The sequence below is a fragment of the Candidatus Pelagibacter sp. RS40 genome (assembly GCF_002101295.1).
Classification (GTDB): Bacteria; Pseudomonadota; Alphaproteobacteria; order Pelagibacterales; family Pelagibacteraceae; genus Pelagibacter.
The window spans coordinates 572,820-596,804 of the sequence record NZ_CP020778.1; the positions used below are offsets into that span (position 1 = coordinate 572,820).

A 23,985-nucleotide genomic window follows, 5' to 3' on the forward strand; every position below is an offset into this window, starting at 1 on the left:
GTGAGGTGAGTCAATTATACCTTAAAAAAGTAAGTAAATAAGTACTTTATATGTATAATTTTTAGTCTTTTCAAAGCTCTGATAATGGTTATGGTTTTATCAAGTTATAACTTAATAGAGAGGTAAAAATGTCAAATCAAACAAAACATTGGGAAAAAACCCGTGGCTTGTTGTTTATAACACTTGCTATATGGTTTGTATTCTCAATTGGCATCTTTCTCTTTGGAGCTGAAATGAACGAGGTCACTGGACCTTTTGGATATCCGTGGACATATTGGTTTACATGTCAAGGATCTCTAGGAATCTTTGTAATTTTAATTTTCTGGTTTGCAAATAGGCAAGAAAAAATTGATGAAGAGTTCGGCTTTAGCGAAAGAGAGGACGAATAATGAAAGGTAGTTTTATAGATAATTTGCCAAGAGTTTATGGAATTTATACTGGAGGATTTATAGGTTTCATAGTCATCATGGCAATTGCTGAACAGATGGGTATGTCTGCTAAAGCGATAGGTATCGCTTTTGTTGCATTTACAGTATTCATCTATGCATTAATTGGTTATCTATCACGAACAGCCCAAGCAGATGCTTATTACGTAGCTGGAAGGCAAGTACCAACAGTGTTCAATGGAATGGCCACAGCAGCAGACTGGATGTCTGGTGCTTCATTCGTTGCAATGGCAGGTGGTATTTACTTTAAAGGTTATGGTTATATGGCTCTACTTGTAGGTTGGACTGGTGGTTATGTGCTTGTTGCATCCTTATTAGCACCATACTTAAGAAAATTTGGCTGTTACACAGTCCCAGATTTTATAGGTACAAGATACGGTGGTAATTTAGCTAGGTTCTGTGCGGTGGCTGTTTTAACTGTTGCATCGTTCACTTATGTAACAGCTCAAATTAACGCTACAGGAACTATTGCATCTGTTGCACTTGATATTCCATTTCAGTACGCTGTTTATATTGGATTAATAAGTATCTTATTATGTTCAATGTTGGGTGGTATGAGAGGAGTAACTTGGACACAAGTTGCACAATATATCGTGCTAATTATAGCTTACCTACTTCCAGTATTCTGGATCAGTAACAAAATGGGTGCAGGGTTCTTCCCTCACTTTATGTTAGCTGATGAGGTTGCTAGAATTGGTGAACTTGAACAGCAGTTTGGTTTCGTTGCAAATTCTAAGGAAGATCTTGCTTTAGTACCAAAAGGCTTAGCAGGAATAACTAAAGCTCACTCTGCAGTTAACGCTACACCTTGGGCATTTATTTCATTAGCATTGGCAATGATGATGGGAACAGCTTCATTACCACACGTTATGATGAGATACTTCACTACTCCAAGCGTAAAAGCAGCTAGAAAATCGGTAGGTTGGTCATTATTCTTTATCTTCTTACTTTATTCTTCTGCTCCAATGTTAGCTACACTATCCAAGTTGTCATTGATTGATCCAACTTTATCAACTGGTATAATCGGTAAATCAATAGCAGAAGTTCAAGCGATAGATTGGTATCAAAACTGGAACCAAGCAAACTTGATGTTTATCAGCGACTTTAACGGAAATGGAACTGTTGAATTAAACGAGTTCTTCATGGGTGGTAAAGCCGTTGTATTAGCAACTCCAGAGATCGCAGGATTACCATATGTAATTTCGGGTCTGGTTGCTGCTGGAGGTATGGCTGCTGCCATGTCAACAGCTGATGGTTTAATTCTAGCGATTGCAAACGCTATATCACATGATGTTTACTACAAAATCATTGATCCAAAAGCGGAAACTGCAAAGAGACTAGTTGTTGCAAGGGTATTACTTGTAGTAATTGGTTTTGCTGGAGCAACTATCGCAGCGATGGAGATACAAGGTATCTTAGGTTCGGTTATTTGGGCATTTGACTTTGCGATGTCTGGATTGTTCTTCCCACTTGTACTTGGTGTATGGTGGAAGAGAGCCAACAGACAAGGTGCAATTGCTGGAATGATCTTAGGTTTAGTTTCAGGTGCTTGGTACTTAGTTTGGGTACGAAGTGGTGGAAGTGGTTTCCTAGGTATTACACAATTAACATTTGGTATCTTTGGATCAGCTGTAAGTTTAGTTTCTATGGTTGTTGTAAGTTTAATGACACAAGAGCCAGATAAAGCTACTCAAAAAATGGTTGATAACGTACGTGTACCGAGTGGTAAAACAATTCTTGGTAAACAACACTAAATAAACTCTTTTAAGGGGCGATTAATTTCGCCCCTTTAATTTCAACTATTTTTCCAATATAAATTTTAAATGTCAGCAAACTTTCATCCTTTAATCTATTTTATAGATTATTTGCTTGGAATAATTATGTGGACCTTGATTGGAAGAGTTGCAATGAATATTTTTCAACGTGAAGACTCTGAGTTTTTTTTCATGAAAGTTTTTGTTAAATATACAAATCCTTTGATTAATGTATTTAAACCAATAACACCTTCTTTTATTGTTGGACCTCTGGTACCATTATATGTCGCTTGGTTTTTTTATATGATTAGATTTTATTTAATGCCTTGGATATTGGGTTATTCTGTAATGGGAATGTTGTCTTTTCCTCTTGAGAGTGAAATTTCAAGACAAATCTATCAATTTTTTAATTCAATTAAATTTTAAAAATTGGTACTAGTAAACCTAGCACTAATGAAAAAAATTCAAATTTCACCATCAATTTTATCAGCAGATTTTAGTCAATTGGCTTATGAAATAAAACGGCTTGAAGAAGGTGGAGCAGACATGATCCACGTTGATGTGATGGATGGACATTTCGTTCCTAATCTCACAATTGGTCCACCAGTCATTAAGGCGCTTAGAAAACATTGTTCATTGAAGTTTGATGTACACTTAATGATATCCCCAGTGCATAAATATATAAAAGACTTTTCAGATGCTGGCGCTGATATAATTACATTTCATCCAGAGGCAACAGAAAACATGAAAGAAACAATATCTTTAATTAAAAGTTTGGATAAAAAAGTAGGTGTTTCATTAAATCCTGATACTGAAATTAAAACAATATCTGACTACTATGACAATATTGATTTAGTATTAATAATGAGCGTATTTCCAGGTTTTGGAGGCCAGAAATTTATACCAGAGGTATTGGATAAAATAAAATCACTCAAAGAAATAAAAGATAAAAATAATTATAATTTTGATATTGAAGTTGATGGTGGAGTTAATTTTTCAAACTCTAAAGATATTCTGAATGCTGGAGCAAATATATTGGTCTCTGGTACTACAATTTTTAAAGAAAATAGAGGGGACATTAAAAAAAATATTGAGACACTAAGATTAGTGTAAAATGAAATTGAATAATTTCACGCTGATTATTAATCAATCACTTTATCAAGTCTTAAAAAAAATAAGAAAAATTTATTTAAATTCTGCTATTTACGACAAGAGAATCTCATCAAAAAGTCTTAAAGCATTAACTTATAAACCTTCCTTAAAAATTTTGGGTTCAATTGCAAAATATGAAAAAACAAAAAATAAAATTGAAGATTTTGAAACAGAAAAAATTTGGGAAGTAAAAAAACTTTCTTATAAGGACTATAAAAAATTAAATAATTTTTTTTGGCTATTTTCAGTTGATTTAAAGTCTTCTAAAAAAATTTGTATATCAGTAATTGATAAATGGATTGAGAGTAATCAAAAATACAATGATGATTTGTGGGAAATCGACACTTTATCAAGAAGAATTATTTCATGGATCACAAATTCACAATTAACATACGATGAAGGGGGCAAAATATTTAAAGAGAAATTTAATAAAATAATTTTTAAACAAACAAATCATTTAATTAATGAAATAAAAAGATCGGACAATTACCATGATAAATTAATAGGATGTTCTGCAATTATTTTAGCAGGAGTATCTTATAATCATGAAAAATATTTAGATTTTGGACTAGAACTATTAAAAAAAATAATAACCACCTCTTTTGATACTGAATATTTTCCAAAATCTAGAAATATTAGACAACTGGTATTCTACTTAAAATATTTTATTATTTTAAGAGAGTTTTTGAAAGAGTCATCCACTGAAATCCCTGAATATCTTGATGAAATAATTTTTCACTTGGGCAAGGGATATAACTTTGTTTGGGGTTCAGTTAAACAAAGTTTATTATTTAATGGTAATCATAATAGCAATTTAGAAGATTTTGATATTTATCTGGATTATCAAAAATACTCTTTTAAAAGTGAAAAAAGAGATTTAGGTGGATACGGTATTTTAAAAAATAAACACGTAATTTTAGGAATGGATATTGGATCTCCTCCAGAAAGTAAATTTTCTGAAAATTACCAAAGTGGACCTCTTTCGTTTGAAGCAATATATAGAGGAACAAAAATAATTTGCAATTCAGGTTATTATCAAAATATAAAAAACAAATTGAATCTGATTTCAAGATCGACTGCAGCACACTCTACTTTGATACTAAATAACAACTCTATAGTTACTTTTAAGAGAAATTTTAAAGGTAAAATATATAATAAATCAAATTTCAATACTTCAAAAAAAAATATTGTATGTGAAAAAAACTATTGGCTAATTAAAAGTTCACACGATGGATACTTAAAAAATTATGGAACTATTCATGAAAGGTCATTAGAATTTTTTCCAGAAAAAAACAAGTTTGTAGGAACAGATAAACTTATCAAAAATAAAAATTTTATACCTACAAGTTTTGATATTAGATTCCATTTGATGCCAACCACAAAAGTAACAAAGACTCAGGATAAAAATATAATACTAATTGAACTTGAAAATTCTGCTTGGAGATTTTATTCAGTAAATGGGTCTATTGATGTTGAAACTGGATTATATTTTGGTAATAAAAATAATTATTTAGAAAATCAAAATATTTTTATCTCTGGATTGACTGAAAAAGATGATCAGGTGATAAAATGGGAAATAACTAAAATTGAATGAAAAAAATATCACAGGCTCTAATTTCAGTTTCAGATAAACGTAACTTAAAAAAAATCTTATCAGTTCTTAAAAAATTTAAGATTAAAATTATAAGCTCTGGTGGGACATTTAAAGAAATAAAAAAAAATGGTTTTAAATGTAATGAGGTTTCAAATTTTACAAAATTTCCAGAAATTCTTGATGGAAGAGTGAAAACCTTGCACCCAAAAATTCATGCTGGAATTTTAAATGAAAGAAATAAAAAATCCCACAAACTTGCAATGAAATCTTATAATTTTGAAAATATAGATTTAGTAATTGTAAATTTTTACCCATTTGAGAAAGCCTTAAATAAAAGTACAAATCACAATAAAATTATAGAAAATATTGATATTGGTGGACCAACAATGGTCAGAGCAGCAGCAAAAAATTATAAAGATGTCACAATTATCACAAAATTGGATCAATACGAAAAATTAATATCAGAATTAAATGAAAATAAAGGATCAACTTCATTATCTTTTAGACAAAAAATGTCTGAGGAGGCTTTTACTGAAACTGCATCTTACGATGCAATGATTTCAAATTACTTTATAGAAAAAAATAAGACAAGTTTTCCAAATAAAAAAGTAATATCAACAAACCTTGTTGAAAAACTTAGATATGGAGAAAACCCACATCAAATTGCTTCAATATACAGCTATTCTTTATCAACAAATTTAGATCAGCTACATGGAAAAAAACTCAGTTATAATAACTATAATGATATATATGCAGCACTTAACACATCAAAATCATTACCAACTGGAGTTGGCACAGTAATTGTTAAACACGCAAATCCCTGTGGTGTATCAATTAACAAAAACAAAGTTGGTAGTTTTAAAGAAGCGCTATCTTCAGATCCTATAAGTGCCTTTGGTGGAATAGTTTCTTGTAATTTTAAAATTAATATCAAGCTGGCAGCTGAATTATCTAAAACTTATTTTGAAGTAATAATTGGCAATGGTTATGAGAAAGATGCTATTAGAATCTTAAAAAAAAGAAAGAATTTAAGAATAATAGACTCTTCAAAAATTAAATTAGAAAACATAAATAGTATTGTCTCAAATTTTAACTCCTTACTTATACAATCACCTGATAATAAAAAGTTTGAAAGTAAAAATTTTCAAGTAGTTTCTAAAAAAAAACCTTCGTCCAAAATATTTAGAGAACTAATGTTTGCCCTAAATGTTTGCAGATATGTAAAATCTAATGCGATTGTTCTTACCTCTAATAATAGAACAGTTGGAATAGGATCGGGTCAACCAAGCCGTCTGGATAGTTGTAAAATTGCAATTGATAAAATGTATAACTTTCAAAAAATAAAAGAGAATGATGAAGTAGTCGCTGCTTCTGATGCTTTTTTTCCTTTTGTAGATGGAATTGAAACTTTAGTTCAAGCAGGTGTGAGCGCAGTTATTCAACCCTCTGGTTCAATTAGGGATAAAGAGATTATAAAATATGCTAATGAAACAGAGACTGTGCTTGTATTTTCAAAAACACGTCACTTTAAGCATTAGTAATTTTATCAATTTTTGCAGCTAATATAAAATCACTTTCAGCCAATCCTTTTATTGCGTGAGTATAGATTTTTATTTTAGCATATCCCCATCCAAACCATATATCTGGGTGATGACCTTCACTTTCTGCAATTTCTCCCACTTTATTTACAAATTCTTGGCTTTTTAAAAAGTTTTCAAATTTAAAATCTTTTGTTAAATGATAACCATCTAATCCATCTTCTTTAACTGTCCAACCATCAACTTTTTTTAAATAGTTGTGTATTTCCTCTATTTTAAAAGGAGGAATATTTCCTTCACAAGGAACACATTTTTTATTAGCTAAATCACTCATAATTTTTTTTTGGAGCGGGCAATGGGACTCGAACCCACGACCTTCTCGTTGGCAACGAGACGCTCTACCACTGAGCTATGCCCGCTTGTTAAAAAACTATTATAGTTAGCGGTTTTTAGAAATGCAAGTGTTAGTTAAATTATTAAAATTTAAAACCAACTGTGTCGTGAGTGTGTCGAATATATAGATGATAAATGAATTATTTGTTATGCTACGCGTATGTTGGGTGATTTAATTCTAGACTTCTTAGATCAAAAAAAAGTTATTAAAAATTCATCTAAAGAGTTTTTGAGGCTCTTTGAATTTTTTGAAATTCATAAAAAATCGACCCCAGAAAATTTTCAAAAATATATTGATGAAAAAAACACATATATAATTTCAGAAATTTTAACTACTTTCTACTTAATTGCATACGTGTCTAAAGTTAGAAATAATAAAAAATTAATATTTAAATCTGCTTTTCAAAAAGACGAATTTTTTATGCAGGATATTTTTCTTGAAAATAAAGATATTAGAAAGGTTTTTACTACAGAATACGAAATCATGATTAACGCCTTCACAATTAAAGGAATGGATAAGAAAGATGCTAAGTTAATTATTGATGGATTACACGCAATTTTGATACTAGATACTGAAGAAGAAAATAAAAAAAATCCTAAAGAAACACCGTTGCCTGATTTTGCCTCTATTGCTCAATCACTCAATAGTGACTTTCGGAAAATTGAGGATTTAGAAGAAGATTCGACTGATAAAATAGACAATTTTATAAAAAAGCTAGTTAAGAAACATTATTGGGGAAAAAATTAGTATTTACTATTAAGCTTTTTTAATTTTTTATTTTGATAATAAATTATTCCAATAAGTATAAATACGAATAAAGGATAACCTATAATAAATATAATAATATTTATTAATTCATAAGTAGTTCCAGTAAGATCTGCTAACCAAACTAATATATCTACACATAAGTAAAAAATATAATCAATCATTTAAATAACAATTTAGATGTAATAATGGTTTAAAGTTATGTTCATTTTTGTATCGAACTGTGTCGTGAGTGTGTCGAGATCAACTAAACGTTGAGAAAGACTATGATTACTAAAGGAAAAAGAGCTTGAATTATGGCGTTGGCAACGAGACGCTCTACCACTGAGCTATGCCCGCTTATAATAATTTTTAAATTAGTAGTTTTTTTTCAATTAAGCAAGTAGCAAAATTTGTGAGAAAAAATTAAAGATAATGCAATTCTTGTAGGTTCTTTTTAAAAACTTCGTTAACCTTAATTTGAAAGTTTTTATCCAACTTATTTTTCCAATTATTTTCTGGCCCTAAATGAAAAAATGGTATCCTTTCATTTTTTATTTTTGAATCCAAAGCTTCGGAAAAACCTTTTGTATTTTCAATTTTTTTTAAGTTAGTAAAACTTGTGCTTGACAAAGCATTAAGGGCTTTTGTTTTTTGAAATTCATTGTCTTTTTCGATTAAATTATCTACAAATTTTATTATTTTTTTAAATTCTTCATAAGTTTGTTTGATTAAGTCTTCATATTTAATAACTAGTGTCGGAAAAATTTTATTATTAATCCAGGTTTGGTAATTTTTTTCCCATGAACTTAAAAACTGAAAATCACTAAAATCATTTTTTTTGAAATAGTCGTAAGTGTATTTTCTTTCATTAACCATAAATTCCAAAGATTCTTCATAACTCATCTCAAAATGGTTTTTTAGAGAAGTAATAACATTTCGTGGATCTCTTATTATATATATCGCAGCTAAAGTATTTTTTTCGTCTGTAAATTGAGTATTACCAATTTTTCCTAAAAAATTATGAGTTTTAAAAAATCTGAGTTTTTTGTCTTTATTAATTAGCTCCTGAGCTTGAATCCAAAATTTAGCTGTATCACCAGGAACTGTCATATTATAATCAAATTTTTTGAAATGTTTTTTTTCAGGAAATTGACCAATATTTTTTAATAAAGAATCATTAGTAAAAACTCCATCATTTGTATAATAATATGAGCTAAGAAGTGATCTTATCCATGTATTGCCACTTTTTGGGTAAGAGGCTATCCAAAGAATCATTGTTTAGAATTTAATATTATTATTTTTAAGTATTTCCATAACAGGAATTAAATATTTTTCATACTTTTTCCAATTTTTTGAACTATTTTGATATACTTGGTCTCTAACTTGCAACAAAGAGTTTGTTTCAACTGCTCTATTATTCTCGTGAAATTTCAAAATTTTGTCCTCCCAATTCAAACCTATATCTTTAATTATACTTTTAGAACCTGAAACATAATCCATTACAAAATTATCATAATCAACTTCAATTAAACTATTAGGATAGATCTCATTCCAAAATTTCATTGTTTCATTATAAATTACATAAAATTCTCCAATAGTTTCTAATTTGTGGGCATAATCCATACCAATATTATCAAAAAAATTTGCTTTGTAATTTGACCAGCAAATCGCCATTGGATTTCTATGCATATGTATGATTTTTGCCTCAGGAATAGAGTTTAAAATAAATCCTACATAAAAGAAATTAAATGGCATTTTATCAATTATAAATTCTTTATTTGTATTAAGTTTTGAGATTTTAGATAAATATTCCTCCCTAACAAAATTTAATAGTTCTTGAGGATTTGTATTTTTATCCCAAATAGAATTGTGTATTATTTTTGGAAGAATGGTTAGTTCGCCTGCACCATAAACCTTTGAATGTGTTGAAACAATTTGTTCTATTAGGCTAGTGCCTGATCTTGGCATACCAATAATAAAAATAGGATTTTTTTTGAAGGTATTATTAAAATCTGACTTTGGAAATTTATTGCTTAAAAAATATTGCTTTACTTTTATAAAATGATTTTTTTCCTCAGTTATTGAATAATTATTTAATGCTGTGTAAGCTACTTTTGCTTTTTTTAGTAGTTTAAATCCAGGTTCAATTTTATCAATATCAAAATATATTTTACTTAGGGCATAACAAAAGTTTTGTATTAATTTATTATCAAGACCTTCTATTTCTAAAAGTTCCTCTAAAACCTTTATGATACTATCGTCCTCTTTAATTTTTCTGGTATTTACATAATGAACATAGGCCTCTGACAAAAATTTATCTTTCTCAATTGCTTTTAAAAAATAATTTTTCGCTTCCTCAAACTTTCCTTGAACAGATTTTATTTGTGCAATTAAAAAATACGATTTAGGAAATTCTCTATTAATTTCTATAACTTTTTCATAGGATGTAAGAGCTTCATCGAATTTTTTTTCATCATATAACAAATTTCCTAAATTAAAATATGCCTCGAGATTGTTTTCTTTTATTTTAATAGAATTATTATAGTTTTGAATTGCTTCATTAATTAAACCAATTTTTTTTTGTGAACTAGCTAGATTATTATATGCTTCAAAAAAATCATGTTTCAACTCAATAGCTTTTTTATAAAAAATTATTGCCTCCTCAAATTTATTTTTTAGTTTAAGAACATTTCCGTGAATATAATTTGTCTCAGCGTCATCTTTTAAAAGTAGAAGTTTTTCAGAGACAACTAAAGCTTTGTCAATATTTTTCTGGTTAATCTCACTATATATTATAATTTTATAAATCTCTTTATCATTTGCAAAAGCTTTTAAAATCGATTTTGAAATCTTTGATATTTTGAGGTATTTTTTATCTTGAAAAAATTTTAATATTTTTTGTTTATTGAAATTTAAATTTTTTTCTCTCATTGAATTATAATGATGTAATACTATATACTTATACTTAAATTAAATGATCAATATGATAAACAAAGATTTACCAAAAAAAATTCCTGTTTTTCCACTATCTAATTTTATTATTTTTCCTAAAACAACTGTTCCACTTAATATTTTTGAGCCAAGATATATACAAATGATTGATGATAGTATGAGGAATAATAGATATATTGGAATGATCCAGCCAAAGAGAACTGGAAATTTAAAAAAACCAGATCTACATAAAGTTGGCTGCATTGGTAAAATTACAAGTTTTAATGAAACAGACGACGGAAGATATCTTATAGTTTTAAATGGAATATGTAGATATGAAACTATTGGCGAAATAAGTTCCAGTAAACTATACAGAGAGTGTGAAGTAAATTTTAATAACTTTTCAAATGACTTGGTCGAACAAAAAGAAATAATAAAGTTTTCTGATTTAAAACAAGTCTTTAATGATTTAAAGAAACTATTTGAGCAACAAGGTTATCAAATTAATTGGAAAGATCTTGAAAACCAAAGTGTTGAGCAAACAATAAATACTTTGTCGATGGCTTCACCATTTACATTGGAGGAAAAACAAATCTTATTAGAGACAAAAAATTTAATGGATAGAAAAAAAAAATTAGAGGAAATATTAGTTACTTACACTAATTACAATTTTACAAATAAAACTATTCAATAGCAAAATTTAAACCTTTATTAGCAATAGAAATTGAATTACGTTTGAAGAATTCACTTTTGTCTAATAGACTAAAAATATTTTCAGATATTTTACCTTCAAACTCACTATCTAATTTAAAAAATTCATTAATGAAATTTATACCAACCCCAAAAATGTAATTTATATGTTTGCTTTTATCTCTAAACTCGAGGAGTGTGGATTTATCAATCTCTAATCCACATTCCAACTTGTTGTCTATTATAGAAGAAATGAGTTTCAAGTCTCTCAACGTCATATTAAATCCTTGTCCAGCAAGGGGATGTATCTTGTGCAAAGCATCCCCAAAACAAAGAATATTTTTGTGAACAAATTTTCTAGGGAAAGAATACTTGAGATCAAAATTTTCTAATTCAGAGATTTTTTTTAAATTATAATATTTTGAGTGCTTTAAAATTTCATCTTTTATTTTAGCTGAATTAAGTCCAAATTTTTTTTGGACCGAATAAACTACGGAAGTTTTTTCTTTAGATAGTGGCAAGAAAGCTAAAGGTCCATATTTTGTAAAAACTTGTACAGCTGCGTGATTATTTATTTTTTTATGATCTAGGATCGCAGTAAATGCCATACTAGCATAATCTTTTTTAATACTGTTTGAAAAGAATTTTTTTATCAAAATATTGTTTGATTGAGAATTAAAAATTAAATTATAGTTATTTGTTTCTTCTAATTTTAAAATCTCATTTTGTGTACATTTGGAAAAATAAATATCTTTTAATTGCTTACATTTTTTTAAAGATAACTGTAATAAATCACTTTGTCTAATTAAGAAAAAGTTTTCATCTTTTTTATCTTTAAATTTTATTTTTTTTGATGGATCATTTTTTAAATTTAAAATTTCGATTTGAAATATTGGCCAAAGATATTGATTTGGAATATTTAAAATTGATTTCAGAAATTCAATATTTTTTTTTGAAATACCAATTGTTCTATTATTTGATTTAGATTTATTTTTTTCATCAAAAACAATATCTACCTCAAAACCTTTTTTACTTAATAATATAGCCAGGAGAAAGTTTGTAAGATTAAAGCCTATTAAACATGTATTCATTTATTATTTAATTTTAACAATAATAGTATAATGGTAAAAGTGACAAATCTGATTTGTGTAATATGAGAGAATTAATTAACAAAATTGGGACTTTTTGTGTAAATAGATTGGCTGAATTAGTAGGGATCATAATAATATTAGCATCTATTTTTATCTTTGCATCGTTAGTAACTTATTCCCCTGAAGATCCAAATTTTATTTTTCCAGAAAATACATTGATTAAAAATTTGATGGGGTCCAAAGGAAGTTTTATATCTGACCTGTTCTTTCAAAGTTTTGGCTTAGTCTCTTTACTAATTCCTTTTACTTTTTTCTTTACTGGTTTAAGCGTTGCAATTTCAAAAAGCTTTCTATCAATTATTGAAAATTCTTTTTTCATAATACTTTACATTTTATTAGCTAGTTTATTTTTTTCAGCATTTAGAGAAGATTCTTATTGGCTGGTCATAAACGGAAATAATGGTTTTTTAGGCAATTTATACAACGAAACGTATATCTTAAGTTTAGTTAAAAGCTCAGAAAATTTTTCTTATTACATATTAATTACTTTAATATTATTATTGTTTTTAAAGAGCGTGAATTTTAAAATAAATTATGTTTTAAATGTTTTAAAAAAAATATTTCTATTATTTAAAAAACAAAAAAAAACTGAAGTTATAGAAACATACCTCGATACTGAAGAAAATATCGAACCAAAAATTGAACCAACAACAATTCAAGAAAATTTCTCTTTTGATAAAAAATCAGAACCAAAATCAAATACTTTAAAATTTAAACTTCCAACTTTAGATTTTTTAAAACAACCAACAAAAAAAGAAAGAGAGAACTCATCTGAAATAAAAGTTGATGAAGAAACCCTTGAAAAAATATTGTTAGATTTTGGTGTGGAGGGTAAAATAAATAAAATAAGCAACGGACCAGTTGTTACATTAAACGAGTTTGAACCTGCGCCAGGAGTCAAAGTATCAAAAATAATTAATTTGTCAGAGGATATTGCAAGAAATACTAGTTCCGAGTCGGCTAGAATAGCAACAATTCCGGGTAGTAGCTCCATTGGGATAGAATTACCAAAATCTTCAAGAGAGAACGTTTATCTTAGTGAAATCATATCTAGCACTGAATTTTCAAAGAAAAATATAAAATTACCTATTGCTCTTGGAAAAAGTATTTCTGGCATGCCCATTACAGGTGATTTAAGTGCTATGCCTCATTTACTTATTGCAGGTACTACAGGATCTGGGAAATCAGTTTGTATAAATACAATAATACTATCACTGCTTTATCGACACTCTCCAGATAAGTGCAAATTTATATTAATTGATCCAAAAATGCTTGAGCTATCAACTTACGAAGGCATCCCCCATTTATTATGTCCTGTTATCACAGAAGCAAAAAGAGCTGCATCAGTATTAGGGTGGGTCGTTAAAGAAATGGAGAGTAGATATAGACTTATGACCAGAGAAGGAGTTAGAAACATTGATGGGTACAATGATAAACATAAATTATCGATGCCATATATTGTTGTAATTGTTGATGAGATGTCTGACCTTATGTTGGTTGCTGGTAAAGAAATCGAAAATTATATTCAAAAATTATCTCAAATGGCGCGAGCTGCTGGAATTCATATTATTATGGCAACACAAAGACCTAGTGTTGATGTGATTACAGGAACTATAAAAGCTAATTTTCCAACAAGGATATCTTTTCAAGTTACCTCTAAAATAGATAGTAGAACCATACTTGGCGAACAAGGTGCTGAACAATTGCTTGGAAAAGGTGATATGCTTTACATGTCTTCTGCGAACAGAATTGTTAGAATACATGCACCATTTGTATCTGAGAATGAAATTGAAAAAATTAACAATTTTTTAAGAAATCAAGCTGAGCCAGATTACGTTGATGAAATTTTAAATTTTGCTGATGAAAAAGACACAAAATCGTCAAACAAAGATGATGAAAATCTAGATGAATTATACGAAACTGCTCTTGAAATCATTAAAAGTGAAAGAAAAGCTTCTACGTCTTTTTTACAAAGGAAACTACAAATTGGATATAACCGTGCAGCAAGAATAATTGACCAAATGGAATCAAATGGTGAAGTAAGTAAAGCTAATCATGTGGGGAAAAGAGAAGTTCTTAAATGAAAAAATTAATCTTAATATTTTTTTTTTTATCTACAACCATTACTCATGGGTCTGTAAAATCTCAAATAATTTCAAATTTAATTTCTACAGATAATTTAAAATTTAAATTTAAACAAAAAATTGATGAAAAAATTGAGACAGGAAATTGCATAATTAATTACCCAAAAAAAATTTTTTGTGAATATGATGACTTCTACAAGAAAGTTTTAGTTTCTAATGGTAAGTCATTATTGATAAATTCAAACAAAAATAATCAGTATTTTAGATATTCTCTAGACAAAACTCCTCTTAATCTAATTTTGGATAAGGAATTTATTATCAGCCAAATTAGAGAACTTGGGGAAGAGATTTCAGTCGGTGATAATTACAAATTTGAATTAACTTACGAAAATTTAGATATAATTATTTACTTTGATAATCAAAGTCTTAATTTAGTTGGTTGGTCAACAATCGATATATACCAAAATAAAGTTGAAACAAAACTCTCGATTGTTGAGAAAAATATTCAAGTCGATCAAAAAATATTCGATATTAGAAATTATACTAATTAATATCTAAATTTATTGTTTCTGACTTAAATATTTTCATTCCCCGAGATAAATAATTTTTAAGGGCGTTTTCATGGTCTAATGAGCAAGTATGAAGCCATACCTTATTAATTTTTTTTTCGAAACACTTTGTAATTGCTAGAGACAAGAGATGAGCTCCATATTTTTTTCCATAAAATTCTTTTAAAATTCCAAAATATGCTATTTCGCAATCATTTTTTTCCTGATTAATAATTTGTTCAAAGTATCCAACCAAATTGTCATTTTCTTTCAATACATAAGTTTTAACATTTGGATTACTTACATAAGATACCCATTTTTGATCATCCCAAACTAGACGGTCAATCCATCTATGATCACTCCCAATTTGTTTATAAAAAAATTTATTTATTTGAAAATCTGGTGGATTTATCTTAAGTAGTTCACATTTATTGTTTGGGCTTTTTGAATAATTTAATTCATCTATAGATTTTATCTCTAAATAATTTCGACTAATTTTTGTAATCACGAAACCATTTTACCTACTTTTTCACCACCAAATAAGTGAAAATGTAAATGTGGAACTTCTTGTCCTCCATCTTCATTAATGTTTGCTAAAGTTCTATATCCATTGCCATTTTCTGATGAAATACCTAATTTTTCAGCCACAATAGATATTCCATTTATAAGTCCAACAATCTCATCCTTGGATGCATTTTTATTAAAATCGTCCAGGTTAATATATTTCCCTTTAGGTATCACTAAAGCATGAACTTTCTTTTGTGGATTTATATCATGAAAAGATAATACGAAATCATCTTCATAAATTTTTTTGCAAGGAATTTCTCCTCTTAAAATTTTTGCAAAAATATTTTGATCATCGTAAGGCATTTACATTTTATCAAGAACAGATTTTACTGTGTCACCCATAACTGACGGATTTTTGGAAATTGTAACTCCACATTCTTTTAAAATTTCAACTTTTTCGATTGCACTTTCTCCATATGCTGAGACTATCGCTCCAGCATGACCCATAACTCTTCCCTTTGGAGCTGTTAATCCAGCAATATAACCTATAACTGGTTTTTTCATATTTTCTTTTGCAAATTCTCCAGCTGCTACTTCTTGTGGTCCTCCTATTTCTCCAATCATTAATACAGCATCAGTTTCATCGTCAGTTTCAAATTTTTCAATTATATCTCTAAAAGAACTTCCGTTGATCGGATCACCACCAATACCAACACTTGTTGATATTCCTATATCTAAATTTTTCATTTGCTGAGCAGCTTCATAGCCTAATGTTCCTGATCTACTTATAATTCCAACTCTACCTTCTTTGTAAATGTGCCCAGGCATTATTCCTAACATCGATTTTCCTGGACTAATAATTCCAGCACAGTTAGGTCCAACTAAAGTCATTTTCTCTGTTCTAGAATATCTTCTCATGTATCTTTTAATTCTAATCATGTCGTGTGATGGAATTCCATCAACTATAGCTACACAAGTTTTAATACCTGCATCAGCTGCTTCCATTGCAGAATCTGCTGCAAATGCTGGGGGAACAAATAATATTGATGCTGTGGCACCAGTATGCTTAACAGCGTCTTTTACAGTATTAAAAACTGGTCTATCTAAATGCTTTTGGCCTCCTTTGCCAGGGGTAACTCCCCCAACTATATTAGATCCATATTTAATCATTTCCTCAGCATGAAATGTGCCCATTTTTCCAGTAAACCCTTGGATAATAATTTTTGTATCTTTATGAATAATTACTGACATTTATTTTAATGCTGCAACAGCCTTGTTAGCAGCCTCCTCTAAAGTGCTTGCCTCAATATAATTTATATTACTGTCTTTTAAAATTTTGTTTCCTTTTTCAACATTTGTGCCAGCTAATCTAATAACCAATGGAACCTTTACCTCAATTTTTTCTAGCGCTTGAACAATGCCTTCTGCAACCCAATCACACCTATTTATACCTGCAAAAATATTTACTAAAATTACTTTTACTTTTTTGTCCATTGTTATAAGCCTAAATGCTTTAACAATTTTTTCTGGCGTTGCTCCTCCACCAACATCTAAAAAGTTAGCGGGTTCTCCACCAGCTAATTTAATCATGTCCATTGATGCCATAGCAAGTCCAGCTCCGTTAATAATATTTCCTATGTTTCCATCCAAACTCACATAATTCAAACCCCTATCTGATGCATATACTTCTTTTTCATCCTCTTGTGATTTATCTCTAAGTTCTGAAACTTTATTTCTTCTAAACATTGCATTGTTATCAAAACTCATTTTACAATCTAAAGCTAATATTTGTTTTTGTTTTGAAATAACTAATGGATTAACTTCAACCATTGTAGCATCTAACTCACTAAATGCTTTAGCACATCCTATTATCGTGTCTGAAGCTCTAGCTATTAACTCTGGATCAATACCTAGCCCAAATGCTAATTCTCTCGCTTGAAAACTTTGAATTCCTACTGCTACTTCAATTTTAGATCTAATAATTGTATCTGGTTTTTCTTTGGCAATTTCCTCAACGCTCATTCCTCCCTCTGTTGAGGCTACAACCATTATGCTTTCAGAGCTTCTGTCAAATACTAAACCTAGATAAAGTTCCTTTTCAATATCAGTTGCTTCTTCAATATAAATTCTATTTACGATTTTTCCCTCAGGTCCTGTTTGATTTGTAACTAATTTTTTACCTAATAATTTATCTGTTGCCTGAGCAACCTCTAAAGGTGAATTACAAACTATTATTCCTCCTGCCTTTCCTCTTGCTCCAGAATGAATTTGTGCTTTTACAACCCATTTAGATCCACCAATCTCTCTAGCTTTATTTTCAGCATTTTCAGGACTATAAACAATGCCTCCTCTTGGAATAGTTACTCCAAAACTAGATAGAATTTCCTTTGCTTGATATTCGTGTATGTCCATAATTATTTATTTATTAATTTATCTATATTAACAATATTCTCTGCCATTCTTGCAGACGCTGCATCAATCATTCTGCCATCTAATTGGGCTGCACCTTTGCCTTCATTGGCGGCTTTTTCAAGTTCTTCTAAAATTCTTTTTGCCTTGTTCACTTCAGTCTCTGGAGGTGAAAATACTTTATTTGCTAATTCTATTTGAGAAGGATGTATTGCCCACTTTCCTTCAATCCCTATAGCTGCTCCTCTTTTTGCTGCAGCTATATAAGCATCTGGATCATTAAAATCTCCAAAAGGGCCGTCAATTGCCCTTAATCCAAAAGCTCTACAAGTCATTACTAATTCTGATAAACCATGATGCCATTGATCACCAGGATAATCAGGATTTAATCCACCTATAACAACTGTTCTTGCTCTAAGACTTGCAGCATAATCTGCTACACCAAAATGCAAAGCCTCAAGTCTTTCGCTTGATGTTGCAATTTCTTTTATGTTTGACATTCCAAGTGCCGTTTCAATTAAACATTCAATTCCAATTTTGTTTTTAATTTTTTTGTTTGTTTCAATTTGTGTAAGCATACAATCAACCATATAAACATCACTGGCAGTCCCTGCTTTTGGTACCAATATTGTGTCAACATTTTCTCCAGCTTGCTCAACTATTTCTACAAGGTCACTGTACATATAGTGCGTATCCAAACTATTAATTCTAACAGATATTGTTTTTCCTTTTTCTCTCCAATTAATTTCTTTTAAAGCTTTAACAACATTTGCCCTTGCAGTTATCTTATCATTTGGAGAAACAGCATCTTCTAAATCTAAAAAGATATAATCGGCTTCAGAATTCAATGCTTTTTCAAACATTTTTGGAGACGATCCTGGAACCGCTAGTTCGCTTCTTTGAAGTCTAGATCTTGCAGGTTTATAAAATTTATGGCTCATTTTTATAAAAAAAGTATATCTGGATTTAATTAATGTGAATACTTAATTCTACTTCAAAGATAAATTAAATTTAGATGGCTTCCAATCTTTAGGTGCAAGTTCTAAATCTTCAAACTCAAAAGCTGGAGCAACTGTGCAACCGATTAAGCTGTATTTGCCTTTGGGTTTCATTGCAAACCAAGTATTTTTTTCAATACTATAAATAAAATTGTTATTTGACCCAATTTGGTTAGTTTCAAACTCTTCTCCATCTTTGGAAGTATATATTTCTAAAGGATCTCCAGAATAAAAGTGTACTGTTTCATTCTTAGTTATTCTATGCCAATGAGAATGTTCATGGCCTTCCAATAAAAAATAAATATGACTCACATCTTTATTTTTAAATACCTCAACATAATGTCCACCTTCAGGATGAGGTATCATTTTGTGATATTCTATTAATGATTTTACAATGCTCATATGCAAGCCCACAAATAATATTTAATGCCTAATTTATGGCTAATTTTAAATCTAATCAAATAAATGTGAAATATATATTTATTTTATTTTTATCTCTATTTTTTGTTTCGTGTAACACGACCAACCCTTCTGATGTTAAAAAATCAGATACTCAAAGAATTAAATCAATTAAATATGGAAATATTGTTTCCTCTTTACCAGTAAAAGTTAAAGGTGAAGGAAGTTTAATTGGTGCTACTACAGGCGCAATGATTGGTGGTCTGTTAGGAACTCAGGTTTGTGGAAAAGAACTAATTGCAGGTGCAAAATGTGAGGAAATTGCAATTGTTTATTCAACAATAGGTGGGGCTGCACTTGGATATGTAACAGAAGCCTTGTTGGGGAACCATGATGGACATCAATATATTATTAACATTGATGATAGTGAAGATGATGTTGCCATCGTTCAAGGTAGTGAAACAAAATTAAGTAATAACGATAGGGTTGTAATAATTTTTGGTAAAACAATAAGAGTTCTACCTTACGATGGTTAGTTAATTATATTAAACTAGTTTATTCCAGATGCAGTGAACTTCACTGATTTATTATTTGTATCTTTACCTGACCCTGTAACTGAGTCGTCTGCGCTATTCCATTGAAGTGTTCCGGATGCACTCATTTTGTTATCACACATTATTGACCAAGTACCTTTAATTTCAGATAATGCATAGGTGCCATTGCAAATTCCATCATTTTTTGGAAGTCTTAGTTTAAAAGCCCCAACGTTTTCAGAAACTTTAAAATTAATATTCCCTACTATTAAATCTTTATAACCTTCCCATTGAATTGCCATTGCTCTCTCTCTCCCGACACAAATATTTTTTTAATATCTTGATCATTTGTTGATTTAGAGTTTTCTTGTTTGCTAGCACTGAGATTGCTTGAAGATTGAGAATATGCTGGATCGTAAAATCCTAATTCTTGAAGTATTTGAAGAGTTTTTCCAGCTTTTATTTCTTTTCTCTTAAGCTTTCGTCTTTTTTTGTTGCTCCCGTTATCCCACAAAATTTTGTAACCACTTGCAAACAAGTAGCATTCTTTTCCAGATTTTTTTTGACAATCTTTAAGAACCATACCAACATAATTTTTTGTATCTACATTGCTTGCATCTACATGAGCTGGTCTTCTCATATAAGAAAAATCCGATCCATCCTCTGCAAATACTATAATTCCTGGGAACCATGCTGTTGATTGTTTTTCTGCATAAACACCCATTCTACCTCCGCTAAAAAAATACTCTAATAAATTTGCCATATCCTCACTAAGCACCAATGGACCTTTTCCGTTTTTAAAAGTTTTAACGATCCCATATACATTGGATAAAGGATAAAAAATTAGAGTAAAAATTATTATGAATTTATAAAATTTTTTTTTTTCAATTATTTCTTTCTTTGCTTTAATTCATTCATTACTTCTTCTATCATAATTCCACTTTTTTCGAGATAAATGATTAAATGATAAAAAACGTCTGCAGCTTCATGAATTTTGTTTGTATTTTTTTCTACAGATTCGATTAATTCACCTATCTCTTCTAGAACTTTTTCTTTTGATAAAGTTTTATCTTCTAAGAGTTTATTAGTATAAGATCCTTCGACTGGGTTCTTTTTTCTTTCTCTTGCAAGAGTAACAAGATCTTCTAAAGCTGTAAGCATATTAGATCCTAACAGGTATATCTTTTGAAGCCAAATACTGCTTTGCCTCATTAACTGAGTATGTGCCGTAATGAAATATTGATGCTGCTAAAACTGCGCTTGCACCTGATTTTATTCCATCAACCAAATGATCTAAGGTTCCAACACCGCCAGATGCAATGACAGGAATATTTACACTTTCAGAAATAGTTTTCATTAATTCAATATCATATCCGGATTGAGTGCCATCCTTATCCATTGAGGTAACAAGTAATTCCCCTGCTCCACTTTTTTCCATTTTAAGGGCAAATTCTATTGCATTAATTCCTGTTTCTTTTCTACCACCATGGGTAAATATTTCCCATGTGTCTCCTTTTTTTTTTGCATCTATTGCAACCACAATACATTGTGAACCGAATTTTTTAGAGCTTTCTTCAACAACCCTTGGGTTTTGGACTGCGGCTGTATTTATGGAAACTTTGTCTGCACCACAGTTTAAAAGTTTGTTTATATCATCAACACTTCTCACACCTCCTCCAACTGTCAAAGGCACAAAACATTTTTTTGAGGTTTCCTTAACCACATCGTAAATAGTATCTCTATTTTCGTTTGATGCTGTGATATCTAAAAAACATATTTCATCAGCACCACCATCACTATAAATTTTTGCTTGTTCAACTGGATCTCCAGCATCTTTTAGATCAACAAAATTTATACCTTTGACAACTCTTCCATTTTTAACATCTAAACAAGGGATAATTCTATTTTTAAGCATCTATTTCTTTCGCAAGTTCTTCTAACTTAATATCTCCATCATATATAGCTTTACCAACAATTATACCTTCAATATTTTCGTTATTTAATTCTTTTGCTTTTTTAATATCATCTATATTTGATACCCCGCCGGATATTATTACTGGACAATTCGAATTATTAGCCACTACCTCAGTCTCCTTGAAATTAGGACTTTGCTTCATTCCATCTTTATTGATGTCTGTATAAATTAATCTACTTACTCCAAAGTTATTCACCTCTTTTAAATAATCCAAAGTCAGCTGGTTAGAGTTTTCTTTCCATCCTGAAACTGACAAATATCCATCTTTTGCATCTAGACCTAATGCAATTTTATTATGAAACTTTTCACAAGCACCTTTTAAAAAGTCTTTATCTTTAATAGCCGCGCTTCCTAAAATAACCTTTTCAACACCAGCATCAGTATATTTTTTGATGCTTTCAAAGTTTCTAATTCCACCACCAATTTCAATTTTAAGATCACACTTCTTTACTATTTCTTGAATGATATCCAAATTAACAGTCTCCCCTGTTAAGGCTCCATCTAAATCTACAATGTGTAAATTTTTAAATCCATAATCTTTATATTTTGAAGCTTGTTCAAATGGAGACATCCCGTATTCAGTTTTATTTTCAAATTCTCCTTTAATTAGTCTTACACATTTTTTGTCTTTGATGTCTATTGCAGGAAAAATCTTCATTTACTTTTTTTAAATTTTTCATCTTTTTTTGGTTTTCTTAAGACTATACTGTCCAGATACACTGTTTGATCCTGCAAACTTTCCCAATCAGAATTCCAATATCCTATGGTTCTATGTCTATAAATTCCCATTTTCATATAACCACCTGTACATGTATCAGCTAATGTTTTAATATTTTTAAGATCAGCAATTACTTCATTATTTTTATAGATTTTAAATCTGCCTGTTTCATCTAGCTTCCATAAGACATGAAATTTAATGTGTGTCCATTTTCCTTTAAGATCATCTATTTTTCCAATTATTACTGGCTCAGATGAATATGCTGCCTTACTAGCCCAGCTATAATTATGTTCTCCTTTATATTTAAAATCCTGGAACCAGAAATGACAACAACTATGACAACCTTTGGCTTTGTTGTCTGTATGCATTTGACCAATAATAACCACAGCACCTTTCTTAAGAGGCTCATAACTTTCATCAAAATAAACTGCATACTCATAAATATACTCTTTATTTTTTAATTTCATGTGACCCAAATGCAATTCTTGTCTGCTTCTATTGCCTTTGCCATCACACTGAATTTGGGTGGTTTGTGCTTTTCCTTTACCACATCCTGCATCTTCTCTATTTACTGTAAACTGAATACTAGTTTCACCCTCATAAACTGGAAAGCCATCTGATTTTTTTACCTCCTTAATTCTATTTGCTTTTTTTTCAGACATAGAAATAAATTGTTTTTTAAATCCCTTAATGTCTTTAAATTTTGTTTTATGACTATCAGACCATGTTATTGTGCTATTAAAAAAAACGAAAATTAATAAGATTAAAAATTTTTTCATACGAATATCTCTTATATATTTATAAAGTTCTTAATTATTTTAAGCCCAATCTTATCACTCTTTTCTGGATGAAATTGAGTTCCGAGGATATTATCTTTTTCAACAGAGCAAACGACTTTAGAGGAATAATCTGTTGTTGCTGAAATCACGTCTTTATCTTCAGGGATAAACTCATAACTATGTACAAAATACATATGTGAATTATTTTCCACATCTTTAAAAATTTTGCTATCTTTAACTATATTTATTTGGTTCCAGCCAATATGCGGGAGTTTATATTCTCCATTTTTGTTATCGATTTTTGATACTTTTCCAGGTATCCACCCCAATCCTTTTGTCTCGGTTTCTTCATAACCAACATCAGCAAACATTTGCAAGCCCACACATATTCCAAAAAGTGGTTTTTTTTTATTTATCACAAACTCATTTAAAATATCTGTTAGACCATTTATGCTGTTTAAAGCGTCTATGCAGCTCTTAAATGAACCTTGTCCAGGTAACACGACTTTGTCGCTTGATTTAATTTTATTTAAATCTGAAGTTACTTCTAGATTAACTGTACCTTTTGCAACCTCAGTGAAAGAATTAATTACTGAGCTTATATTGCCTGAGTTATAGTCAACAATTGTGACATTCAT

General features: G+C 29.6%; 29 protein-coding genes and 1 tRNA gene. 11 read left to right on the top strand and 19 right to left on the bottom strand.

From position 1 onward, the window contains the following. Nucleotides 1-128: 128 nt before the first annotated feature. From B8063_RS03060 to purH, 6 genes are all read left to right on the top strand, one after another. Entirely contained in the window at nucleotides 129-389 is a 261-nt protein-coding gene (locus B8063_RS03060) for a DUF4212 domain-containing protein (protein ID WP_085069374.1), read from the top strand. Continuing rightward, nucleotides 386-2,200, top strand: a complete 1,815-nt coding sequence (locus B8063_RS03065; protein WP_085069376.1) for a sodium:solute symporter family protein — start codon at nucleotides 386-388, stop codon at nucleotides 2,198-2,200. Before B8063_RS03060 ends, B8063_RS03065 begins: the two co-directional genes overlap by 4 nt. 69 nt (nucleotides 2,201-2,269) lie before the next feature. Next, nucleotides 2,270-2,626 carry a hypothetical protein gene (locus B8063_RS03070; RefSeq protein ID WP_085069378.1) on the top strand — a complete coding sequence of 119 codons (357 nt, stop codon included), beginning with the start codon at nucleotides 2,270-2,272 and terminating at the stop codon, nucleotides 2,624-2,626. A 27-nt stretch (nucleotides 2,627-2,653) separates the two neighbouring features. Beyond that, nucleotides 2,654-3,313, top strand: a complete 660-nt coding sequence (rpe, locus tag B8063_RS03075) for a ribulose-phosphate 3-epimerase (RefSeq protein ID WP_085069380.1) — start codon at nucleotides 2,654-2,656, stop codon at nucleotides 3,311-3,313. 1 nt (nucleotide 3,314) lies between these two features. Beyond that, nucleotides 3,315-4,946 carry a heparinase II/III family protein gene (locus B8063_RS03080; protein ID WP_232311416.1) on the top strand — a complete coding sequence of 544 codons (1,632 nt, stop codon included), beginning with the start codon at nucleotides 3,315-3,317 and terminating at the stop codon, nucleotides 4,944-4,946. Further along, entirely contained in the window at nucleotides 4,943-6,484 is a 1,542-nt protein-coding gene (gene purH / locus B8063_RS03085; RefSeq protein ID WP_085069382.1) for a bifunctional phosphoribosylaminoimidazolecarboxamide formyltransferase/IMP cyclohydrolase, read from the top strand. Before B8063_RS03080 ends, purH begins: the two co-directional genes overlap by 4 nt. On the opposite strand, the gene B8063_RS03090 is transcribed toward purH, so the two are convergent. Both B8063_RS03090 and B8063_RS03095 read right to left on the bottom strand, forming a co-directional pair. Continuing rightward, nucleotides 6,474-6,818 carry a 4a-hydroxytetrahydrobiopterin dehydratase gene (locus B8063_RS03090; protein ID WP_085069385.1) on the bottom strand — a complete coding sequence of 115 codons (345 nt, stop codon included), beginning with the start codon at nucleotides 6,816-6,818 and terminating at the stop codon, nucleotides 6,474-6,476. The two genes, purH and B8063_RS03090, sit on opposite strands and share 11 nt — an antisense overlap. Nucleotides 6,819-6,828: 10 nt before the next feature. Further along, a tRNA-Gly gene (locus tag B8063_RS03095) sits at nucleotides 6,829-6,903 on the bottom strand. Nucleotides 6,904-7,037: 134 nt separating this feature from the next. Here B8063_RS03095 and B8063_RS03100 point away from each other — a divergent pair. Then, entirely contained in the window at nucleotides 7,038-7,625 is a 588-nt protein-coding gene (locus B8063_RS03100) for a hypothetical protein (RefSeq protein ID WP_085069387.1), read from the top strand. Here the strand turns inward: B8063_RS03100 and B8063_RS03105 are convergent. The 3 genes from B8063_RS03105 to B8063_RS03115 form a co-directional block, all read right to left on the bottom strand. Next, nucleotides 7,622-7,807 carry a hypothetical protein gene (locus tag B8063_RS03105; RefSeq protein WP_085069389.1) on the bottom strand — a complete coding sequence of 62 codons (186 nt, stop codon included), beginning with the start codon at nucleotides 7,805-7,807 and terminating at the stop codon, nucleotides 7,622-7,624. The genes B8063_RS03100 and B8063_RS03105 overlap by 4 nt on opposite strands. A 241-nt stretch (nucleotides 7,808-8,048) precedes the next feature. Further along, nucleotides 8,049-8,900 carry a sulfotransferase domain-containing protein gene (locus B8063_RS03110; RefSeq protein ID WP_085069391.1) on the bottom strand — a complete coding sequence of 284 codons (852 nt, stop codon included), beginning with the start codon at nucleotides 8,898-8,900 and terminating at the stop codon, nucleotides 8,049-8,051. A gap of 3 nt (nucleotides 8,901-8,903) precedes the next feature. Next, nucleotides 8,904-10,556, bottom strand: a complete 1,653-nt coding sequence (locus B8063_RS03115) for a tetratricopeptide repeat-containing sulfotransferase family protein (protein ID WP_085069392.1) — start codon at nucleotides 10,554-10,556, stop codon at nucleotides 8,904-8,906. 43 nt (nucleotides 10,557-10,599) lie between these two features. Between B8063_RS03115 and B8063_RS03120 the strand changes: the two genes are divergently transcribed. Further along, a complete protein-coding gene (locus tag B8063_RS03120; RefSeq protein WP_232311417.1) occupies nucleotides 10,600-11,250 on the top strand; it encodes an LON peptidase substrate-binding domain-containing protein in 651 nt (216 codons plus the stop codon). Here the strand turns inward: B8063_RS03120 and B8063_RS03125 are convergent. Beyond that, nucleotides 11,240-12,337 carry an FAD-dependent monooxygenase gene (locus B8063_RS03125; RefSeq protein WP_085069396.1) on the bottom strand — a complete coding sequence of 366 codons (1,098 nt, stop codon included), beginning with the start codon at nucleotides 12,335-12,337 and terminating at the stop codon, nucleotides 11,240-11,242. The genes B8063_RS03120 and B8063_RS03125 overlap by 11 nt on opposite strands. Before the next feature lie 62 nt (nucleotides 12,338-12,399). Here B8063_RS03125 and B8063_RS03130 point away from each other — a divergent pair, with 62 nt between their 5' ends. Continuing rightward, nucleotides 12,400-14,481, top strand: coding sequence for an FtsK/SpoIIIE family DNA translocase (locus tag B8063_RS03130; RefSeq protein ID WP_085069398.1), 2,082 nt, complete (start codon nucleotides 12,400-12,402; stop codon nucleotides 14,479-14,481). Continuing rightward, nucleotides 14,478-15,032: a LolA family protein gene (locus B8063_RS03135; protein ID WP_085069400.1), complete on the top strand. Its 555-nt coding sequence runs from the start codon at nucleotides 14,478-14,480 to the stop codon at nucleotides 15,030-15,032. Before B8063_RS03130 ends, B8063_RS03135 begins: the two co-directional genes overlap by 4 nt. Here B8063_RS03135 and B8063_RS03140 read toward each other — a convergent pair. From B8063_RS03140 to B8063_RS03165, 6 genes are read right to left on the bottom strand one after another with little or no spacing between them, the layout of a single operon-like run. Then, a complete protein-coding gene (locus B8063_RS03140; protein WP_085069402.1) occupies nucleotides 15,025-15,537 on the bottom strand; it encodes a GNAT family N-acetyltransferase in 513 nt (170 codons plus the stop codon). The genes B8063_RS03135 and B8063_RS03140 overlap by 8 nt on opposite strands. Beyond that, complete coding sequence (locus tag B8063_RS03145) at nucleotides 15,534-15,899, bottom strand: HIT domain-containing protein (RefSeq protein ID WP_085069404.1); 366 nt, start codon at nucleotides 15,897-15,899, stop codon at nucleotides 15,534-15,536. Before B8063_RS03145 ends, B8063_RS03140 begins: the two co-directional genes overlap by 4 nt. Further along, the gene (sucD, locus tag B8063_RS03150; protein ID WP_085069406.1) at nucleotides 15,900-16,787 is read right to left on the bottom strand and encodes a succinate--CoA ligase subunit alpha; all 888 of its coding nucleotides are present in this window, start codon (nucleotides 16,785-16,787) and stop codon (nucleotides 15,900-15,902) included. It abuts the gene before it with no gap. Next, nucleotides 16,788-17,948 carry a malate--CoA ligase subunit beta gene (locus B8063_RS03155; RefSeq protein ID WP_085069408.1) on the bottom strand — a complete coding sequence of 387 codons (1,161 nt, stop codon included), beginning with the start codon at nucleotides 17,946-17,948 and terminating at the stop codon, nucleotides 16,788-16,790. A gap of 2 nt (nucleotides 17,949-17,950) precedes the next feature. Then, nucleotides 17,951-18,886, bottom strand: coding sequence for an HpcH/HpaI aldolase/citrate lyase family protein (locus tag B8063_RS03160; RefSeq protein ID WP_085069410.1), 936 nt, complete (start codon nucleotides 18,884-18,886; stop codon nucleotides 17,951-17,953). 48 nt (nucleotides 18,887-18,934) lie between these two features. Further along, nucleotides 18,935-19,345 (bottom strand): cupin domain-containing protein, encoded by a 411-nt coding sequence (locus B8063_RS03165; protein WP_085069412.1) that lies wholly within the window; start codon nucleotides 19,343-19,345, stop codon nucleotides 18,935-18,937. 35 nt (nucleotides 19,346-19,380) lie between these two features. Here B8063_RS03165 and B8063_RS03170 point away from each other — a divergent pair, with 35 nt between their 5' ends. Further along, nucleotides 19,381-19,878 carry an outer membrane lipoprotein gene (locus B8063_RS03170; RefSeq protein ID WP_085069414.1) on the top strand — a complete coding sequence of 166 codons (498 nt, stop codon included), beginning with the start codon at nucleotides 19,381-19,383 and terminating at the stop codon, nucleotides 19,876-19,878. Nucleotides 19,879-19,892: 14 nt separating this feature from the next. Here B8063_RS03170 and B8063_RS03175 read toward each other — a convergent pair whose 3' ends face one another. The 7 genes from B8063_RS03175 to hisH form a co-directional block, all read right to left on the bottom strand. After that, a complete protein-coding gene (locus tag B8063_RS03175) occupies nucleotides 19,893-20,177 on the bottom strand; it encodes a hypothetical protein (RefSeq protein ID WP_085069416.1) in 285 nt (94 codons plus the stop codon). Beyond that, nucleotides 20,144-20,638, bottom strand: a complete 495-nt coding sequence (locus tag B8063_RS03180; protein ID WP_085069418.1) for a hypothetical protein — start codon at nucleotides 20,636-20,638, stop codon at nucleotides 20,144-20,146. The genes B8063_RS03175 and B8063_RS03180 overlap by 34 nt, the downstream gene beginning before the upstream one ends. Nucleotides 20,639-20,763: 125 nt before the next feature. Continuing rightward, nucleotides 20,764-21,036 (bottom strand): phosphoribosyl-ATP diphosphatase, encoded by a 273-nt coding sequence (hisE, locus tag B8063_RS03185; RefSeq protein WP_085069420.1) that lies wholly within the window; start codon nucleotides 21,034-21,036, stop codon nucleotides 20,764-20,766. Between the two features lies 1 nt (nucleotide 21,037). Further along, nucleotides 21,038-21,790, bottom strand: a complete 753-nt coding sequence (gene hisF, locus B8063_RS03190; RefSeq protein ID WP_085069422.1) for an imidazole glycerol phosphate synthase subunit HisF — start codon at nucleotides 21,788-21,790, stop codon at nucleotides 21,038-21,040. After that, a complete protein-coding gene (gene hisA / locus B8063_RS03195) occupies nucleotides 21,783-22,508 on the bottom strand; it encodes a 1-(5-phosphoribosyl)-5-[(5-phosphoribosylamino)methylideneamino]imidazole-4-carboxamide isomerase (protein ID WP_085069424.1) in 726 nt (241 codons plus the stop codon). The genes hisF and hisA overlap by 8 nt, the downstream gene beginning before the upstream one ends. After that, on the bottom strand, nucleotides 22,505-23,347 hold the full coding sequence (locus B8063_RS03200) for a heparin lyase I family protein (RefSeq protein ID WP_085069425.1): 843 nt from the start codon (nucleotides 23,345-23,347) through the stop codon (nucleotides 22,505-22,507). The genes hisA and B8063_RS03200 overlap by 4 nt, the downstream gene beginning before the upstream one ends. 11 nt (nucleotides 23,348-23,358) lie before the next feature. Further along, complete coding sequence (hisH, locus tag B8063_RS03205) at nucleotides 23,359-23,985, bottom strand: imidazole glycerol phosphate synthase subunit HisH (RefSeq protein WP_085069427.1); 627 nt, start codon at nucleotides 23,983-23,985, stop codon at nucleotides 23,359-23,361.